At 64.8% G+C, this 17,759-nt stretch carries 14 protein-coding genes and 2 riboswitches; of the genes, 10 read left to right on the top strand and 4 right to left on the bottom strand.

The annotated features are described in order from the left end of the window. Positions 1–223: 223 nt before the first annotated feature. Complete coding sequence (locus tag EAV90_RS32715) at positions 224–1,834, bottom strand: ABC transporter substrate-binding protein (RefSeq protein ID WP_129145789.1); 1,611 nt, start codon at positions 1,832–1,834, stop codon at positions 224–226. Positions 1,835–2,101: 267 nt separating this feature from the next. Between EAV90_RS32715 and EAV90_RS32720 the strand changes: the two genes are divergently transcribed. From EAV90_RS32720 to EAV90_RS32760, 9 genes are all read left to right on the top strand, one after another. Beyond that, positions 2,102–3,232, top strand: coding sequence for a M20/M25/M40 family metallo-hydrolase (locus EAV90_RS32720; RefSeq protein ID WP_129145790.1), 1,131 nt, complete (start codon positions 2,102–2,104; stop codon positions 3,230–3,232). Positions 3,233–3,338: 106 nt separating this feature from the next. Further along, positions 3,339–3,443: riboswitch (glycine riboswitch) on the top strand. Positions 3,444–3,446: 3 nt separating this feature from the next. Next, positions 3,447–3,559, top strand: a riboswitch (glycine riboswitch). A 68-nt stretch (positions 3,560–3,627) separates the two neighbouring features. Continuing rightward, a complete protein-coding gene (locus tag EAV90_RS32725) occupies positions 3,628–4,917 on the top strand; it encodes a D-amino acid dehydrogenase (protein WP_129145791.1) in 1,290 nt (429 codons plus the stop codon). A 178-nt stretch (positions 4,918–5,095) separates the two neighbouring features. Beyond that, a complete protein-coding gene (locus tag EAV90_RS32730; RefSeq protein ID WP_162500221.1) occupies positions 5,096–6,037 on the top strand; it encodes an ABC transporter permease in 942 nt (313 codons plus the stop codon). Between the two features lie 19 nt (positions 6,038–6,056). Continuing rightward, positions 6,057–6,944, top strand: coding sequence for an ABC transporter permease (locus tag EAV90_RS32735; protein ID WP_122402580.1), 888 nt, complete (start codon positions 6,057–6,059; stop codon positions 6,942–6,944). 156 nt (positions 6,945–7,100) lie between these two features. Next, complete coding sequence (locus EAV90_RS32740; RefSeq protein WP_129145792.1) at positions 7,101–8,750, top strand: ABC transporter ATP-binding protein; 1,650 nt, start codon at positions 7,101–7,103, stop codon at positions 8,748–8,750. A gap of 214 nt (positions 8,751–8,964) precedes the next feature. Beyond that, complete coding sequence (locus tag EAV90_RS32745; protein WP_129145793.1) at positions 8,965–10,470, top strand: M81 family metallopeptidase; 1,506 nt, start codon at positions 8,965–8,967, stop codon at positions 10,468–10,470. A gap of 13 nt (positions 10,471–10,483) precedes the next feature. Then, positions 10,484–11,656, top strand: a complete 1,173-nt coding sequence (locus EAV90_RS32750) for a M20 aminoacylase family protein (RefSeq protein ID WP_122402577.1) — start codon at positions 10,484–10,486, stop codon at positions 11,654–11,656. Beyond that, positions 11,649–13,070 (top strand): amidase, encoded by a 1,422-nt coding sequence (locus EAV90_RS32755; RefSeq protein ID WP_129145794.1) that lies wholly within the window; start codon positions 11,649–11,651, stop codon positions 13,068–13,070. The genes EAV90_RS32750 and EAV90_RS32755 overlap by 8 nt, the downstream gene beginning before the upstream one ends. Positions 13,071–13,209: 139 nt before the next feature. Continuing rightward, positions 13,210–14,100, top strand: a complete 891-nt coding sequence (locus EAV90_RS32760) for a crotonase/enoyl-CoA hydratase family protein (protein ID WP_122402575.1) — start codon at positions 13,210–13,212, stop codon at positions 14,098–14,100. 55 nt (positions 14,101–14,155) lie between these two features. Here EAV90_RS32760 and EAV90_RS32765 read toward each other — a convergent pair whose 3' ends face one another. Further along, the gene (locus tag EAV90_RS32765) at positions 14,156–15,133 is read right to left on the bottom strand and encodes an NADPH:quinone oxidoreductase family protein (protein ID WP_129145795.1); all 978 of its coding nucleotides are present in this window, start codon (positions 15,131–15,133) and stop codon (positions 14,156–14,158) included. Further along, entirely contained in the window at positions 15,133–15,741 is a 609-nt protein-coding gene (locus EAV90_RS32770) for a 2-hydroxychromene-2-carboxylate isomerase (RefSeq protein WP_122402573.1), read from the bottom strand. The genes EAV90_RS32765 and EAV90_RS32770 overlap by 1 nt, the downstream gene beginning before the upstream one ends. A 109-nt stretch (positions 15,742–15,850) precedes the next feature. Between EAV90_RS32770 and EAV90_RS32775 the strand changes: the two genes are divergently transcribed. Continuing rightward, positions 15,851–16,873 (top strand): methionine synthase, encoded by a 1,023-nt coding sequence (locus tag EAV90_RS32775; protein ID WP_122402572.1) that lies wholly within the window; start codon positions 15,851–15,853, stop codon positions 16,871–16,873. Positions 16,874–16,886: 13 nt separating this feature from the next. Here the strand turns inward: EAV90_RS32775 and EAV90_RS32780 are convergent, their stop codons facing one another. Then, positions 16,887–17,516, bottom strand: coding sequence for a hypothetical protein (locus tag EAV90_RS32780; protein WP_122402571.1), 630 nt, complete (start codon positions 17,514–17,516; stop codon positions 16,887–16,889). Positions 17,517–17,759 lie beyond the last annotated feature (243 nt).

Genomic DNA, 17,759 nt, shown 5'->3' on the forward strand with positions numbered 1-17,759 from the left:
GCCTGGAATGCAAAATCGATCGGCACGGGAAGCAAATCTGAAAAAATGATACGCGAAGACGCAGCATCTATTTCAGCTTGGAAACAAATAGCAACGATTAGCAATTGAAAAAGCTAAAGGGCCGCCTTTCAACCAGCGCAAGGCCATCAAACGGCAACGGCGCCGCTGATGACAGCGGCGCCGTGCGAGGGTCCGGCCGAAGGCCGCGAGAGGGATTCTCGCCCTATTCCGACTTGTCGATGTTCCAGAACAGCGGCGTCGCCGGACCGTCGAGCACGCCGGTCAGCGATTTGCGCCAGCCGCTCGGCAGCAGGTACTGCCCGAGCGGGATATAGATCACCTGCTCGTAGGCTTCCTTCTGGATGTCGGCCGCGATCTTCTTCTGCTCGTCGAGCGAGGCTGCGCGGACGAACGCATCCTTGAGCTGCTCGATCTTGGCATCCTCCGCCCAGCCGAACCAGCCGCCCTTCTTGCCCTGGCCGCCGATCGAGAGATTGGCGATCGGGTTGGAGACGTCGGCCGCGACCCAGTTGGTGAAGAACATGTTCCAGCCGCCCTCCTTCGGCGGCTTCTGGCTGGCGCGACGGCTCACCACGGTCTGCCAATCGGTCGCCTGCAGGTCGACCTTGAAGCCGGCCTCGCGCAGCAGCTGGGCCGCAACGATCGGCTGTGCCTTCAGCGTCGTGACGTCGCCAGGTGCCATGATCACGACCGGCGTGCCGTCATAGCCGGATTCGGCGAGCGCCTTCTTCGCTTCGGCCATGCCGTTGCCCTTCACGAGGGTCTCGGCACCGACCTCGGTTGCGAGCGGCGTGTCGCACACGAAGAAGGCACCACAGACCTTCTGATATTTCGGGTTTCCGACCAGCGCGTCGAGAACGTCCTTCTGGTTCATCGCCAGCAAGGCAGCGCGGCGCACCTTCACGTTGTCGAACGGCGGATAGAGGAAGTTCATGCGGCCGAGGGTCTGGAAACCGAACTTATTGGAGACCTCGATCGTGAGCTCCTTGTTTGCTTCCAGCACCGGCAGCATGTCGTATGGCAGATTCTCCATGAAATCGATGTCGCCCGACTGCAGCGCGTTCACCGCGGTCTGCGAGTCCGGCATGGTGATCCACTCGACGCGGTCCACCTTCACCACCTTGCCGCCGGAGGTCCAACTCGCCGGCTCCTTGCGCGGCACGTAGTCGGTGTTCTTGACATAGACCGCCTTCACGCCGGGCTGGAATTCGCCCTGCACGAACTTGAAGGGGCCCGAGCCGATCTGCTCGGGGATCTGCTTGTCCGGCGGCGTCTCGGCGAGACGCTTCGGCATCATGAAGGCGACGCGCGAGGACGGCTTGCCGATGGAGTCGAGGACGAGACCGTAGGGTTCCTTCAGCTTCAGCGTGAGGGTCTTGGCGTCGGTCGCCTCGAGGCTCGCGGTGAAGTCCATGAGCTTCTGGCCCATGCCGTCGACCGCAGCCCAGCGCTTCAGCGAGGCGACGCAGTCCTCCGCCGTCACCGGCGCACCGTCATGCCACTTCAGGCCATCGCGCAGGGTGAAGGTGTAGGTGAGCTTGTCATCGGAGATCTTCCAGTCCGCCATCTGCGGCTGGATCTTGAAATTCGAATTCGGGGCGACCAGCGTGTCGTAGACCATGTAGCCATGGTCACGCGTGATGTAGGCCGTGGTGAAGATCGGGTCGATGATGCGCAGATCCGAATGCATCACCGCCGTGAGGGTCTTGCCGGCCGCCAACACTGGCGAAGCCAGCGCAGTCGAAAGCGCGACGACCGTCAGCGCAAGTTTGGAGGCGAATGCGCGAGGCCCCCGGCGCGTGAAGTGGAACATAGAGGGTTCTCCTGACGTGAAACTGTTCAAAGGCAGGTTATTGGTTGAGCATGCGGTTCGTTCGTTGAGCGAACTAACCTCATGCAATGCCTTTATCTTTTCGAGACTTGCAGACAGTGTTGAGCGCGTCAATCCGGTTTCGTCGCAAGCCCTCGCGGCGCGCGCACGGGCTCCACAAAGATCAGTTTGGCTCTACAACGCTCTCCGCTGTCCTGCCCCGCGCCGATGCAATGCGCGTTCCATCTTCGCAGCTTGAGAGACATTGAGATGAATCCAGCCAATCTTCCCTTCGATTCCGAGGCCATGCTCGAGGGCCTGCGCACCTGGGTGGAATGCGAGAGCCCAACCTGGGACGCGAACGCAGTGAACCGCATGCTCGATATCGCAGCGCGGGACATGGCGATCATGGGTGCGACGATCGAGCGCATCGCCGGCCGCCAGGGCTTTGGCGGCGTCATCCGCGCGCGCTTTCCCCATCCGAAGCAGGGCGAGCCGGGAATCCTGATCGCCGGACACATGGATACCGTTCACCCCATCGGCACCATCGAGAAGCTGAAATGGCGGCGCGAGGGCAACAAATGCTACGGCCCCGGCATCTACGACATGAAGGGCGGCAACTATCTCTCGCTGGAAGCAATCCGCCAGCTGGCGCGCGCCTCGTTCACGACGCCGCTGCCGATCACCGTGCTGTTCACGCCGGATGAGGAAGTCGGCACGCCCTCCACGCGCGACATCATCGAGGCCGAAGCCGCACGCAACAAATACGTGCTGGTGCCGGAGCCCGGCCGCGCCGACAACGGCGTCACCACCGGACGTTACGCCATCGCACGCTTCAATCTCGAAGCGACGGGACGGCCGAGCCACGCCGGCGCGACGCTGTCGTCGGGACGTTCGGCGATCCGCGAGATGGCGCGGCAGATCCTCGCGATCGACGCGATGACGACGGAGGATTGCACCTTCTCGGTCGGCGTTGTCCACGGCGGACAATGGGTCAATTGCGTTGCCACGGCAGCCACCGGCGAAGCGCTGTCGATGGCCAAGCGTCAGGCCGATCTCGACCGCGGCGTCGAGCGGATGCTGGCGCTGTCGGGCACCACCAACGACGTCACCTTCAAGGTGACGCGCGGCGTGACGCGGCCGGTGTGGGAGCCGGATGCCGGCACCATGGCGCTGTACGAAAAGGCGCGCGGCATCGCCAAATCCCTCGGCGCGGAATTACCGCATGCAAGCTCCGGCGGCGGCTCCGACGGCAACTTCACCGGCGCGATGGGAATCCCAACGCTCGACGGCCTCGGCGTGCGCGGCGGCAATGGCCACACGCTGGAGGAGTTCATCGAGGTCGATAGCCTGGTCGAGCGGGGACGCTTGATGGCGGGATTGCTGGCGACGTTGGAATAACGGCGCAGCGACGACGCAGGCTTCGCACTGCACAATGCATTGGCAATCGCGGTCGAAATTTAGCCTTGTCCAAAAATGAGGCGTATCGTACTGCTCGGCTTGTCCACGCGACGATGCGGGAGAGATCGCAACGAAGGCATGCTGCTTTCGTTACGGCGCCGACGGAGCAACCGCCCCGGAAACTCTCAGGCAAAAGGACTGTATCGACAGGACGATCTGGAGAGAGACGGCACGATTTGATCATCGTGACGTCCACCGAAGGGGATAGTCCGAGGCTGACCTTCCGAGGTCCGCGCCGGATCAAGCTCTCAGGTAACCGTGACAGATGGGGCGCCGCCAACGGCTTTCGAGCCGGCGGTCAGCCATCTCTAACTCACGGGAGCCCCGACTTCATCATGACTCATATCGCCATCATCGGCGCCGGCATCACCGGCGTAACGACCGCCTATGCCCTGCTGGAACGCGGTTACAAGGTGACGGTGCTCGACAAGCACCGCTATGCCGCAATGGAAACCTCGTTTGCGAACGGCGGACAGCTCTCCGCCAGCAATGCCGAGGTGTGGAACTCTACCGCGACGATCCTGAAGGGCCTGCGCTGGATGTTCCGGCGCGATGCGCCGCTGCTGATGAATCCGCGGCCGAACTGGCACAAATATTCGTGGATGAGCGAGTTCGTCGCCAATATCGGCAACTACCGCGCCAACACGGTCGAGACCACGCGGCTCGCGATCGAAGCGCGCAAGCATCTGTTCGAGATCGCAGCGCGCGAAGGCATCGACTTCGACCTCGAACGCCGCGGCATCCTCCACATCTATCACGACAAGAAGGGCTTTGAATCCGGCCTGCGCGTCAACGCGCTGCTGAAGGAAGGCGGCCTCGATCGCCGCCCGGTGACGGCGGAGGAAATCCGCAACATCGAGCCGACGCTGCGCAAGGATTATTACGGCGGCTTCTTCACGCCGTCGGATGCGACCGGCGATATCCACAAATTCACGCGCGGGCTGGCAGAGGCCTGCAAGCGTCGCGGCGCGACCTTCGTCCACGAAGCCAACATTGATTCCATCGCGCAAGCCGGCGGCGGCTTTGTCCTCGGCTGGGCTGATCTGTCCGCAAGCGACGCTCGCGGTATGTTGAAAGCGGATGGCGTCGTGGTCTGCGCCGGTGTAGCCAGCCGTCACTTCGCGGCGATGCTCGGCGAGCGCGTCAACGTCTATCCTGTGAAGGGCTACTCGATCACCGTGCAGCTCGACACTCCCGAGAGCCGCAACGCCACCCCGACCGTGAGCCTGCTCGGCGAGGCCGCCAAGATCGTCACCAGCCGGCTCGGGGCCGATCGCTTTCGCGTCGCCGGCACCGCCGAGTTCAACGATTTCAATCGCGACATCCGCGCCGACCGCGTGCAGCCGCTGATCGACTGGGTGCGCAGCAACTTCCCCGCCGTCGAAACGTCGCGCGTCGTGCCCTGGGCCGGGCTGCGCCCGATGATGCCGAACATGATGCCGGTGGTGCGCGCGGGACGGATACCGGGCGTGTTCTTCAACACCGGCCATGGCCATCTCGGCTGGACTCTGTCGGCGGCGACGGCGCAGATGATTGCCCAGACCATCGACGGCTGGCGCGGGCTCAATGCGCCGCCGACCGTGCCTTCACTTAGGGGTGAGCATGAACTGCGACATGCATCCTGAGTGGCCGATGCCGGGGAAATGCCGGCCTCTTGCTACAGCGCAGCCCTTGGCACACAATTTGCCCCAAGAGGATGGCGTCTCCGGGCAGCCTTTTCAGCCCAAGTGATAGGCATGATAGACACGACAGAATTCCCGGGTGCCTCGAGGCGCCACAAGTTCCGCAGCCGGAGATAGGTGCATGCTGGGTTATCTTATTCGCCGCGTTCTGGCCGCGGTGCCCGTGATGGGCGTCGTCGCTCTGTTCGTGTTCCTGCTGCTGCGGCTGACGCCCGGCGATCCCGCCGCGATCCTCGCCGGCGACAACGCGACGCCGGAACGGCTCGAGCGCATCCGCGCCTCGCTCGGCCTCAACGAGCCGCTGATCGTGCAGTTCATCACCTGGGTGAACAAGCTGCTGCACGGCGACCTCGGAACCTCGCTGATCTCCAACCTGCCGGTGATGAAGATGATCGGCCAGCGCGTCGAGCCGTCGATCTCGATCGCGCTGTCGACCATCGTCCTCGCCGTGATCGTCGCAGTGCCGCTGGGCGTGATCGCGGCGTGGAAGCACGGCACCTGGATCGACCGTTTCGTGATGGGCCTGTCGGTCCTGGGCTTCTCGGTCCCGGTGTTCGTGGTCGGATATGTCCTGATCGAGATCTTCGCGATCGATTTGCGCTGGGTGCCGGTGCAGGGCTTCCGCAGCATCTCGAACGGCTTCGGGCCGTTCTTCGAGCGTATCATCCTGCCGACCTGCGCATTGTCCTTCATCTACATCGCGTTGATCGCGCGCATGACGCGCGCGGCGATGCTCGACGTGCTCGGCGAGGATTACGTGCGAACGGCGCGTGCGAAAGGCATCAACGAGGTTGCCGTGATGATGCGGCATGCGCTGCGCAACGCCGCCGTGCCGGTGATCACCGTGATCGGCACCGGCTTTGCGCTGCTGATCTCCGGTGTCGTCGTCACCGAGAGCGTGTTCAACATCCCCGGCATCGGCCGCCTCACCGTCGATGCGGTGCTGGCGCGCGACTATCCGGTGATCCAGGCGATGATCCTGCTGACGTCGCTGATCTATGTCGTCGTCAATCTCCTCATCGACGTCGCCTACACCCTGCTCGATCCCCGGATCCGGTACTGAGGCAAGGATAAGAACACACATGTCGGTCGATACCCTTCCCCAGTCGTCCATTCCGATCACGTCGCCACTGCGGCCGCGCTTCGGATTCCTCACCTCGACGCCGATCATCGCCACGGCGACGGTCCTGCTCGCCCTGATCGTGGTGGTCTCGATCGTCGCCCCGCTGATCGCGCCGCATGATCCGATCCAGCTCGCGCCGTCGCAGCGATTGAAGCCGTCCTCGGCGCAATTCCTGCTCGGCACCGACGCTTACGGACGCGACCTGTTGTCGCGCGTGATCTATGGCGGCCGCATCTCGCTTCTGATCGGCATCGGTTCGGCGATCCTGTCGATCGCCATCGGGCTCGCGATCGGCCTCGTCTCCGGCTTCTTCAAGCTGATCGATTCCGTCCTGATGCGCGTGATGGACGGCCTGATGGCGATGCCGAGCATCCTGCTCGCGATCGCCGTGGTCTCGCTCTCCGGCGCCAGCCTCTGGACCGTGCTGATCGCGATCACCATTCCCGAGATCCCGCGCGTGGCGCGCCTGGTCCGCTCCGTCGTGCTGTCGGCGCGCGAGGAGCCTTACGTCGAGGCCGCGATCTCGGTCGGCTCGAGCCTGCCGAAGATCATGTGGCGGCACCTGATGCCGAACACGATCGCGCCGCTGATCGTCCAGGGCACCTATGTCTGTGCAAGCGCGATCCTCACCGAGGCTATCCTCTCCTTCCTCGGCGCCGGCATCTCGCCGGAGACGCCGACCTGGGGCAACATCATGGCCGAGGGTCGCCAGTACTTCCAGATCAAGCCGTCGCTGATCTTCTGGCCGGGCCTCTTGCTCTCGATCGCCATCCTCAGCATCAACCTGATCGGCGACGCCGCGCGTGACGCCCTCGATCCCCGCATGAAGCAGCGGGAGGGCAAGTGATTTGTTTCCCCGGCCCATCCCCTTGTTCCGTCATTGCGAGCGAAGCGAAGCAATCCAGTCTGCCTCCGCGGAAGGATTCTGGATTGCTTCGTCGCCAGCGCAGAATTGCTCTGCAATCTTGTCGCGGGCTCCTCGCAATGACGACGGAGTGACCTGATGACCAAACTCGTTCTCGACATCAACAACCTCGTCGTCTCCGTCGGCAAGAAGCCGAAGGGCGCCAACATCATCGACGGCATCTCGATCCAGGTGCGCGAGCGCGAGACGCTGTGTCTCGTCGGCGAAAGCGGCTCGGGCAAGTCGGTGACCTCGCTCACCACGATGGGCCTGCTGCCGAAGGGGACGCTGGTTCCCACCCGCGGCAGCATCAAGCTGGTCGGCGAAGAGGTGCTCACCGCGACCGACCGCCGCCTGCGCCAGCTCCGCGCCACACAGATGGCCATGATCTTCCAGGAGCCGATGACCGCGCTCAATCCGGTGGTACCGGTCGGCCGCCAGATCGACGAGGTGCTGCGCGCCCATACCGATCTCGATGCCAAAGCGCGCAAGAAGCGCATCCTCGACATGATGGAGCAGGTTCGCCTGCCCCAGGTCGAGCGCATCTTCGCCTCCTATCCGCACCGCCTCTCCGGCGGCCAGCGCCAGCGCATCATGATCGCGATGGCGCTGGTGCTGGAGCCGAAGCTCCTCATTGCCGACGAGCCGACCACCGCGCTCGACGTCACCACGCAGAAGCAGATCCTGACCCTGATCCGCGACCTCCAGCGCGATCACGGCACCGCCGTGCTGTTCATCACCCACGACATGGGCGTGGTCGCCGAGATCGCCGACCGCGTCGCGGTGATGCGGCAAGGCCGCCTCGTGGAGACCGGCCCGCTCGAGACCGTGCTGCGCAACCCGACCATGGAGTATACCCGCAACCTGCTGGCTTCAGTGCCGAGCCTGGTGCCGCGACAACCGCGCGAGGAGACCCGCGAGCCGATCGTGCTGGAAGCCAACGAGCTCAGCAAGATCTACAAGGAGCGCGCCTTCTTCGGCAAAGGCCGCGAGGTCGTCGCCGCCGACAAGGTCACGCTGACCTTGCGCAAGGGCCGCACCCTCGGCATCGTCGGCGAAAGCGGCTCGGGCAAGTCGACGGTCGCGCGCTGCATCGTCCGCCTGATCGATCCGACCTCGGGCGGCGTGCGCCTTGCCGGCCGCGAGATCGCCGACATCTCGCGCCGCCTGCTGCAGCCGCACCGGCAGAAGATCCAGATCGTGTTCCAGGATCCCTACCGCTCGCTCAATCCTCGCGTCACCGTCGGAGAGAGCATCGCGGAAGGCCCGATCAATTACGGCGTGGCGCACCCTGACGCGATGAAGCGGGCGCGAGAGCTGCTCGAGCTCGTCGGCCTGCCGGCCGATGCGGTGTCGCGTTACCCGCACCAGTTCTCCGGCGGCCAGCGCCAGCGCATTGCGATCGCCCGGGCGCTCGCGCTCGATCCGGATGTGCTGGTCGCGGACGAAGCGGTCTCCGCGCTCGACGTCTCGGTACAGGCGCAGGTGCTGGAACTGCTCGACGAGATCCAGAAGCGGCTCGGCATCGCCATCCTGTTCATCACCCACGATCTGCGCGTCGCCGCGCAGATCTGCGACGAGGTGGTGGTGATGCAGCACGGCCGCGTCGTCGAGCAGGGACCGGCCGCCGAAGTGCTGACGCATCCGAAGGAGGCCTACACCAAGGCGCTGCTGGATGCGGCACCGGGGCGTAACTGGGACTTCGCCAATTTCCGGCCGGTGGCGGAAGGCGTGGGGGCTACGGCGTAGCTCTCTCCCCTCGTCAATTGCGAGCGTAGCGAAGCAATCCAGAATCCCTCCTTGGAAAGACTCTGGATTGCTTCGCTACGCTCGCAATGACGGTGTGCGCGGCACACATTCCCAAAACAGCTTGACCCTATGCGCGGCGCGATTGCTTCCCGCCTTGCCCTCGGCTGCGGGCCAAGGCTAACGTCGCGCACTTTCCAATGCTGGACTTGAATTGATGACACGCATCGCCGTCGGCGGCTTCCTGCACGAGACCAACACCTTCGCTCCGACCAAGGCGACCTTCGCGGATTTCCAGCATGGCGGCGGCTGGCCGGCGATGACTGAAGGTGCCGACGTCTTGAAGGTGATGCGCCGCATCAATGTCGGCCTTGCCGGCTTCGTCGACAGCGCCGAGGCGAACGGCTGGGAACTCATCCCGACCATCGCCTGCGGGGCGAGCCCCTCGGCCCATGTCACCAAGGACGCCTTCGAGCGCATCGTGAAGGTGATGGTCGACGGCATCGCAGCCGCGGGCCCGATCGATGCGGTCTATCTCGACCTGCATGGTGCGATGGTCACGGAGCATCTCGACGACGGTGAAGGCGAGATCCTGGCGCGTGTGCGCCGGGTCATCGGCAAGGATGTTCCGCTGGTCACCAGCCTCGATCTCCATGCCAACGTCACGCCCGAGATGATCGCGCATGCCGATGCGCTGATCGCCTACCGCACCTATCCCCACGTCGACATGGCCGAGACCGGCCGTGCCTGCGCAAAGCATCTGGCGCTGCTGCTGGGGACGAAGCAACGCTTCGCAAAGGCTTTCCGGCAATTGCCCTTCCTGATCCCGATCAGCTGGCAATGCACCAACGACCAGCCCACCAAAGGCATTTACGAACAACTCGCCGCATTAGAGGGCGACGCCGTTCCGACGCTCTCCTTCGCCCCCGGCTTCCCTGCCGCCGATTTCCACCATTGCGGTCCGAGCGTATTCGCCTATGGCAAGACGCAAGCCGATGCCGACCGCGCAGCGGATGCGATGGTGAAGCTGATCGAAGGCCACGAGGACGATTTCGACGGCAAGATCTGGACGCCCGACGATGGCGTGCGCCATGCGATGGAGCTTTCCAAGAACGCGAGCAAGCCGATCATCATCGCCGACACCCAGGACAATCCCGGCGCCGGCGGCGATTCCGACACCACGGGCATGCTGCGCGCGCTGGTGCGCAACAAGGCGAGCGCCGCGACCGGCGCAATCTACGATCCGGTCTCGGCGAAGGCCGCGCACGAAGCCGGCATCGGCGCCACCGTGACGCTGTCACTCGGCGGCAAGTCGGGGATTCCCGGCGACGAGCCCTATCGCGAGACCTTTGTGGTCGAACAGCTCTCCGACGGCCGCTTCATCGCGCCCGGCCCCTACTATGGCGGCCGCGAGATGGAGATGGGTCCCTCCGCAGCCTTGCGCATCGGCGATGTCCGCGTGGTCGTCTCCTCGCACAAGGCCCAGCTCGCCGACCAGGCGATGTATCGCCATGTCGGCATCGAGCCGACACGAGAGAAGATCCTCGTCAACAAGAGCTCGGTGCATTTCCGTGCCGATTTCGAGCCGATCGCGGAGGCGCTGATGATCTGCGCCGCGCCCGGCGCGATGCCGGCCGACACTGCTTCCCTGCCCTGGACGCGCCTGCGGCCGGGCATCCGCATCAAGCCGAACGGCCCCGTTTTCAATCCTCCTTCACGCTAACCGGACAGGACACATGCCCACGATCGACCGCATCGACGGCTATGCCGACGAACTCACTGCCATCAGGCGCGACCTTCACGCCCATCCGGAGATCGGCTTCGAGGAGGTGCGCACCTCGGGCATCGTGGCCGACAAGCTGAAGAGCTGGGGCATCGAGGTGCATCGCGGTCTCGGCGGCACCGGCGTGATCGGTGTCATCAAGGGCAAGGGTTCGGGCACCAAGCGCATCGGCCTGCGCGCCGACATGGACGCGCTGCCGATGGAGGAGAACACCAATCTGAAATGGAGCTCGAAGATCCCCGGCCGCTTCCACGGCTGCGGCCATGACGGCCACACCACCATGCTGCTCGGCACCGCGCGCTATCTCGCCGAGACCCGGAACTTCGACGGCACCGTGCACCTGATCTTCCAGCCGGCCGAGGAAGGTCTCGGCGGCGCCCGCGCGATGATCAAGGACGGCCTGTTCGAAAAATTCCCCTGCGACGAGCTCTATGGTCTGCACAACGCGCCCGACCTCAACCACGGCGAGATCGCGATCCTGCCCGGGCCGGCCATGGCCAGCGCCGACTTCTTCGACCTCCGCATCACCGGCTATGGCGCGCATGGCGCGATGCCCGAGCGCTCCAAGGACGCCGTGATCATCGCGACCACGCTGGCGCAGGCAATCCAGACCATCGTCAGCCGCAACGTCGAGCCGCTGCAGGCTGCCGTCATCTCGATCACGCAGATTCACGCGGGTTCCGCCTACAACGTCATCCCCGGCGAAGCCCATCTCTGCGGCACCATCCGCACCTTCTCGGATGAAGTCCGCGCCATGGTCGCTGAACGCATCCGCGCGATCTGTGCCGGCATCGCGGCTGCGTTCCAGTGCACGATCGAAGCCGACATCCGCGACACGTTTGGCGTCCTGGTCAACCAGGTCGAGCAGTCCAAGGTGGTCGAGGAGGTTGCGCGCACGATCGTCGATCCCGCCAACGTGATCACCCGCGCGCAGCCGAAGATGGGCAGCGAGGATTTCGCCGACATGCTGCAGACCGTGCCCGGCGCCTATTTCTGGGTCGGCCATGACGGCTCTGTGCCGGTGCACAATCCCGGCTTCGTGCTCGACGACAAGATCCTGCCGATCGGCGCGAGCATGTTCGCCCGCATCATCGAGACGCGCATGCCGGTAGGTGGCAATGCATAAAAAGAGTGCCGAAGAGGCGGTCACCTCGCTGCACGATCTGTCCGCTGTCGATCTGATCGCGGGCTATCGCGCAAAACAGTTCTCGCCGAGCGAGGTGCTGGAGGACGTGCTCGCGCACGTCGCTGCGTGGGAACCGCATCTGAGGGCGCTCTATGCATTCGACCCCGACGCCGCGCGTGAGGCCGCAAGGGCCTCGACCGCGCGCTGGTCCGGCGGCGAGCCCTCCGGCGCGCTCGACGGCGTGCCTGTCACGGTGAAAGACAACATCGCAACCAAGGGTGTGCCGGTGCCGCTCGGCGCGGCCAGCGTCAAGCTCGTGCCGGCCGAGAAGGACGCGCCACCCGCCGCGCGGCTGCGCGAAGCCGGCGCGATCATCTTCGCCAAAACCACCATGCCCGATTACGGCATGCTGTCGTCGGGCCTCTCAAGCTTCCATGCGCTCGCGCGCAACCCCTGGGACCTCAGCAAGAACCCCGGCGGCTCCAGCGCCGGTGCTGGCGCCGCTGCCGCGGCCGGGTACGGTCCCTTGCATCTCGGCACCGATATCGGCGGCTCGGTCCGCCTGCCCGCCGCTTGGTGTGGCCTCGTCGGCCTGAAGCCGAGCTTCGGCCGCGTGCCGATCGATCCCACCTATATCGGCCGCGTCGCAGGTCCCATGACCCGCACCGTCGATGATTGCGCGCTCATGATGAGCGCGATTGCAAAGCCCGACCGGCGCGACGGCATGAGCCTGCCGGCCGAGCCGCTGAACTGGAAGGGATTGGAGAAGTCCCCGCGAAAGGCGCGTATCGGCCTGATGCTCGATCCCGGCTGCGGCCTGGCGCTGGAGAAGCCGGTGCGCGAGGTCGCGGTGAAGGCGGCAAAGGCTTTCGAATCCGCGGGCGCGGTCGTGACGGCAGTCGACGGCATTCTCACCCGCGAGATGCTCGACGGCCTCGACAATTTCTGGCGCGCGCGGATGTGGGACGATCTGTCGAAGCTGACGCCGGCCGAGCAGGCAAAGGTGCTGCCCTACATTTTCAAATGGGGCGAGTCCGGCGCGAAGCTCTCGGGCGTCGACGTCATCCGCGGCTTCAACCAGACCATGGCGATCCGCGCGGCGGCGTCAAAACTGTTCTGCGAGCTCGACTACGTGATCTCGCCGACCGCGCCGAACGTGAACTTTCCGGCGGAGTGGGCCTCGCCGACCAATGATCCCATGAAGCCGTTCGAGCACATCGCCTATACCGTGCCATGGAATATGTCGGAGAATCCAGCGGTCTCGATCAACGGCGGCTTCGACGCCAAGGGTTTTCCCATCGGCGTGCAGATCGTCGGCCGCCGCTTCGACGACATCGGCGTGCTCGGCATGGCCAAGGCTTTTGAAGGTCTGCGCGGCCCGCAGCGCCCCTGGCCCAAGCCGCCGGCGCAATAGACTCGCATTCCAGCGTCTCAGCACAAATCGTCATGCGCGGGCCCGACCCGCGCATCCATCCTCTTCAAAAAAGATGGATTGCCGGGTCAAGCCCGGCAATGACAGAATTGATTCAAGAATGACAAGGAAGGAAACCACCATGGCGTATGAGACGATCAAGTATGAGGTCGCCGAGCAGATCCTCACCATCACGCTGAACCGGCCCGACAAGCTCAACGCCTTCAACGCGCAGATGCAGGCAGAGCTGATCGATGCGTTCGACGCCGCCGACAAGGACGACAACGTCCGCGCCATCATCGTCACCGGCGCGGGCCGCGGATTTTGCGCGGGCGCCGATCTTTCGTCCGGCGCCGACACGTTCGACCGCGACGCACGGCGCGGGCCGGTGAAGCGGTTCGCCGACGGCAAGGTCGATTACAGCGATCCGCAGGTGCGCGACGGCGGCGGCCAGGTCACCTTGCGCATCTTCAAGTGCCTGAAGCCCGTGATCGCCGCGGTGAACGGGCCCGCCGTCGGCATCGGCGTCACCATGCAGCTTGCGATGGACATCCGCATCGCCTCCGAGGCCGCACGCTTCGGCTTCGTGTTCTCCCAGCGCGGCATCGTGCCGGAGGCAGCCTCGAGCTGGTTCCTGCCGCGCATCGTCGGCATCTCGCAGGCGCTGGAATGGTGCTATTCGGGCCGCGTCTTCCCCGCCCAGGAAGCGCTTGCGGGGCGCCTCGTCAGCAAGGTGGTCCCGCCGGACGATCTGCTGCCGACCGCACGTGCGCTGGCAAAGGAGTTCGCCGCCAAGACCGCGCCGGTGTCGGTGGCGCTGATCCGCCAGATGATGTGGCGCATGATGGGCGCCGACGATCCCATGGAAGCCCACAAGGTCGACAGCCGCGGCATCTATGCCCGCGGCCGCTCGGACGACGTGAAGGAAGGCGTGGTGTCGTTCCTGGAGAAGCGTCCGGCACAGTTCAAGAACAAGGTGTCGACGGACATGCCGGACTATTTCCCGTGGTGGACGGAGCGGGAGTATAAGTGAGGCTCTAGAGATGGTGGGCGCGGCGCAAGAGCGCCTTTGCCCACCTGCGGCAGCGTCACTCCATCACCAGCGCCACGCGCCCGATCGCCTTGCGGTCGATCAACAACCGCATCGCCTTCGCGTAATCCTGCAGCGGTAGGCGGTGCGAGACATTCGGGCGCAGCTTGCCCTCCTCCGCCCATCGCAAGAGCGCCTTCAGGCGCACTTCTCCGAGCGCGGGATCTCTCCGTGCCGCCTCGCCGGCGCGCACGCCGAGCACGCTGGCGCCCTTGATCAGCAGCAGATTGGTCTTGGCCGAACCGATGCCGCCGGTGAAACCGATCACCAGGAGCCGCGCGCCCCAGGCGATGCAACGCATCGAGTCCTCAAAGACCTGGCCGCCGACGGGATCGAACACGACATCGGCCCCGCGGCCGTCGGTGATGCGCTTGACCGCGTCGCGAAACGGCTCGCGGTCGTAGCGGATCAGGTGATCGGCGCCACGCGATTTCGCGACAGCAAGCTTTTCGTCACTGGAGGCGGTGGCGATCACGGTCGCGCCCAGCATCTTGCCGATCTCGACGGCGGCAAGGCCGACGCCGCCAGCGGCGCCATGCACCAGCAGCACCTCACCCGGCGCGACCCGGCCGCGGTCGATCAGCGCGTGATAGGCGGTGCCGTGGCCCGCGAGATAGGTTGCGGCCTCGGCGTAGTCGAACGTGGAAGGCATCGGCGTGAGCTGGGCCGGCGTCACCACAGCTTCGTCGGTGAAGGCACCATGGCGCATCTTGACGATGACCTTGTCGCCGACGGTGACGCCCCTCGCCTCCGCGCCCACCTCGGTGACATCGCCGGCGGCTTCCATGCCGGGCGTGAACGGCAGCTCCGGCTTGAGCTGATATTCGCCGGCGGCCATCAGCACGTCGGGAAAATTCAATCCGGCGGCGCGGATGGCGACGCGGACCTCGCCCGGCTTCAGCGCGCGCGACGGAAACTCTTCCAGCAGCAAATGCTCGGGCGCGCCGAGTTCACGGCAGATGACGGCGCGTACCATCAGGCTGCGCTCGCCCTGCGGCGCAGCAGCGCCTCGCGGATCAGCGGCAGGCGGTCGTTGCCGAAATACATGTCGGTCTTGCCGACGAAGATGGTCGGTGAGCCGAAGCCGCCGCGCGCGACCACCTCCTCAGTATTGGCCTTGAGCTGATCCTTGATGCTCTGTTCCGAAATGCCGGCGAAGAATCTCTGTTCGTCGAGACCTACCTTCCTGCAGATCCCGGCGAGCACGGCGTCCTGCGAGATATCCTCGTCCGCGCCCCAATAGGTCTCGAACACGGCGGTCGCAAACGGCAGCATGTCCTTGCCCAGCCAGATGCAGCCGCGCATCGCCTTGACGCTGTTCACCGGAAACACCGTCGGCGGCATCTTGATCGACAGGCCGGCCGAGCGCGCCCAGTCATTGAGATCCTTCAGCATGTAGCGCGCCTTCAGCGGCACCGGCTTCTCCCGCTGCGCATAGACGCTCGGATTGACCGTGTTGAAGATGCCGCCGACCAGGATCGGCCGCCAGACGATCTCCGCCCCGAGCTCCTTCGCGAGCGGCTGGATGTTGTGGAAGGCGAGATAGGTCCAGGGGCTGGAGCAGTCGAAGAAGAATTCGATCATGGCGTTTCCGATCCGGCGTCGCGGGTTTCAGGACGACTTTTGTTGTTCTGTACCTCGACGTTAAGTCATGGCAGGAAGGGGCGCAACACAACCTGCCGGGAGGGCCGCCATGCTGTTTCCAACCACGATCGCCGGCTCCTTGCCGAAGCCGGAATGGCTCGCCGAGCCGAACATGCTCTGGGCGCCCTGGAAGTCACAGGGCGAAGAGCTCCTGCGCGCCAAGCGCGATGCGACGCTGATCTGGCTGAAGATCCAGGAGGACGCCGGCATCGACATCGTCACCGAGGGCGAGCAGGCGCGTCAGCATTTCGTCCACGGCTTCCTGGAGAAGATCGAAGGCATCGATTTCGCCCACAAGGTCGAGATGGGCATCCGCAAGGACCGCTACAAGGCGATGGTGCCGCAGGTCGTCGCCCCGCTCCGCCTCAAGGGCCGCGTCCATGACTTCGAGGCGCGCGTCGCGCGCACACACACGAAGAAGCAGCTGAAATTCACCCTGCCAGGGCCAATGACCATCATCGACACCATTGCCGATCGCTATTATGGCGACCGCGTGAAGATGGCCTTTGCCTTCGCCGAGCTGCTCAACGAGGAGGCCAAGGCATTGCAGGCCGACGGCGTCGATCTCGTGCAGTTCGACGAGCCCGCCTTCAACGTCTACATGGACGAGGTCAACGATTGGGGCATCAAGGCGCTGGAGCGCGCTGCGCAGGGGCTGACCTGCGCCACCGCCGTGCACATCTGCTACGGCTACGGCATCAAGGCCAACACCGACTGGAAGGAAACGCTCGGCACGCAATGGCGGCAGTATGAGCAGATCTTCCCGGCGATCGACGCGAGCCCGATCCAGCAGGTCGCGATCGAATGCCGCAATTCGAAGGTGCCGCTCGAGCTGCTGGCACTGCTCGAGACCAAGATCGTGCAAGCCGGCGTGATCGACGTCGCCAGCGACACGGTGGAGACTGCCGAGGACGTCATGAAGGTGATCGAGGCGGTGTCGAAATTCGTGCCCAAGAGCAACATCATCGCCACCACCAATTGCGGCATGGCGCCGATGCGGCGGGAGATCGCTGAAGCAAAGCTGGCAGCGCTCGGTGCGGGTGCTGCGCTGGCGCGCGAGAAGCTGGGCTGATGGCGGCGATCCGCTAGTCCCTCGGCTGGTCCAGAGCCGTCGGATGCAGTGCCGGCTGATATCCGGCGCCGAGCGCCCGCAGTGTGGACGGGGGCGTCAGCAGCATCGGGCTCTCCAGCTCGTGCGCGGCACGGGCATAGCCGGCTGGCGACCATAGCAGCGGCCGGCCCTTCATCATCAGAAAGCTCTGCTCACCCTGCTGCAGCATCGCGCCATCGGGCAATTCCGCGAGCGGCCCCGGCAGCGCGTGCAGGCGTTTGCGGCCACGATCCAGACGTTCCAGATGCAGCCGGGCGTCCATCGCCTTTGCGCTCACTTTGCTCACCCCATTTCCCCCCTCCCATGCCGCGCGGAAGCGGTTGGCATCATCGCGGCGGCAGAAGAAGCAGGGACGGTGTCCGGCTGCAAAGGCGGTGGCTTCGTCGAGAAAGAACAGCTCGGTCCAGCTCCGCCGTGCCATCACCGGGCGCCGCCAGCCGCGGAATTCGCAGAGGCATGTGATCCAGGCCGGTGTCGACCAGCGCTTCTTCAGAAGCGTCTTGGTCGCGGGATCGTGGATGATGCCGCGGTTGCCGGTGAACATGCCCCGGTGCGGCGTGGCGATGATGTCGCCGGTCGGAGTGACGCGGTTTTGCAGGGGCATGGGTGCATCCGCGCGTCATTGCGAAGAAGCCCGCGACAAAATTGCGAAGCAATTTTGCGCTGGCGACGAAGCAAATCCAGACTGTTTCCGCGGATACATCTCTGGATTGCTTCGCGGAGCCTGTCATCGGGCCGCGCTTCGCGCGGACCCGTTGGCTCGCAATTGTGCATGTTCAATAATTCGCTGATTGGATCGCTGCAGCGGAGGAACGATCCGATGCGAGACAACAGCTATGACCGAACG

It is taken from the genome of Bradyrhizobium vignae, assembly GCF_004114425.1.
Lineage (GTDB): Bacteria > Pseudomonadota > Alphaproteobacteria > Rhizobiales > Xanthobacteraceae > Bradyrhizobium > Bradyrhizobium vignae.

Coding starts and splice junctions, on each gene's coding strand:
- EAV90_RS32770 (WP_122402573.1), bottom strand. CDS start 15,741: ATGATCGAATTCTTCTTCGACTGCTCCAGCCCCTGGACCTATCTCGCC.
- EAV90_RS32720 (WP_129145790.1), top strand. CDS start 2,102: ATGAATCCAGCCAATCTTCCCTTCGATTCCGAGGCCATGCTCGAGGGC.
- EAV90_RS32735 (WP_122402580.1), top strand. CDS start 6,057: ATGTCGGTCGATACCCTTCCCCAGTCGTCCATTCCGATCACGTCGCCA.
- EAV90_RS32775 (WP_122402572.1), top strand. CDS start 15,851: ATGCTGTTTCCAACCACGATCGCCGGCTCCTTGCCGAAGCCGGAATGG.
- EAV90_RS32730 (WP_162500221.1), top strand. CDS start 5,096: ATGCTGGGTTATCTTATTCGCCGCGTTCTGGCCGCGGTGCCCGTGATG.
- EAV90_RS32715 (WP_129145789.1), bottom strand. CDS start 1,834: ATGTTCCACTTCACGCGCCGGGGGCCTCGCGCATTCGCCTCCAAACTT.
- EAV90_RS32740 (WP_129145792.1), top strand. CDS start 7,101: ATGACCAAACTCGTTCTCGACATCAACAACCTCGTCGTCTCCGTCGGC.
- EAV90_RS32765 (WP_129145795.1), bottom strand. CDS start 15,133: ATGGTACGCGCCGTCATCTGCCGTGAACTCGGCGCGCCCGAGCATTTG.
- EAV90_RS32750 (WP_122402577.1), top strand. CDS start 10,484: ATGCCCACGATCGACCGCATCGACGGCTATGCCGACGAACTCACTGCC.
- EAV90_RS32760 (WP_122402575.1), top strand. CDS start 13,210: ATGGCGTATGAGACGATCAAGTATGAGGTCGCCGAGCAGATCCTCACC.
- EAV90_RS32745 (WP_129145793.1), top strand. CDS start 8,965: ATGACACGCATCGCCGTCGGCGGCTTCCTGCACGAGACCAACACCTTC.
- EAV90_RS32725 (WP_129145791.1), top strand. CDS start 3,628: ATGACTCATATCGCCATCATCGGCGCCGGCATCACCGGCGTAACGACC.
- EAV90_RS32780 (WP_122402571.1), bottom strand. CDS start 17,516: ATGCCCCTGCAAAACCGCGTCACTCCGACCGGCGACATCATCGCCACG.
- EAV90_RS32755 (WP_129145794.1), top strand. CDS start 11,649: ATGCATAAAAAGAGTGCCGAAGAGGCGGTCACCTCGCTGCACGATCTG.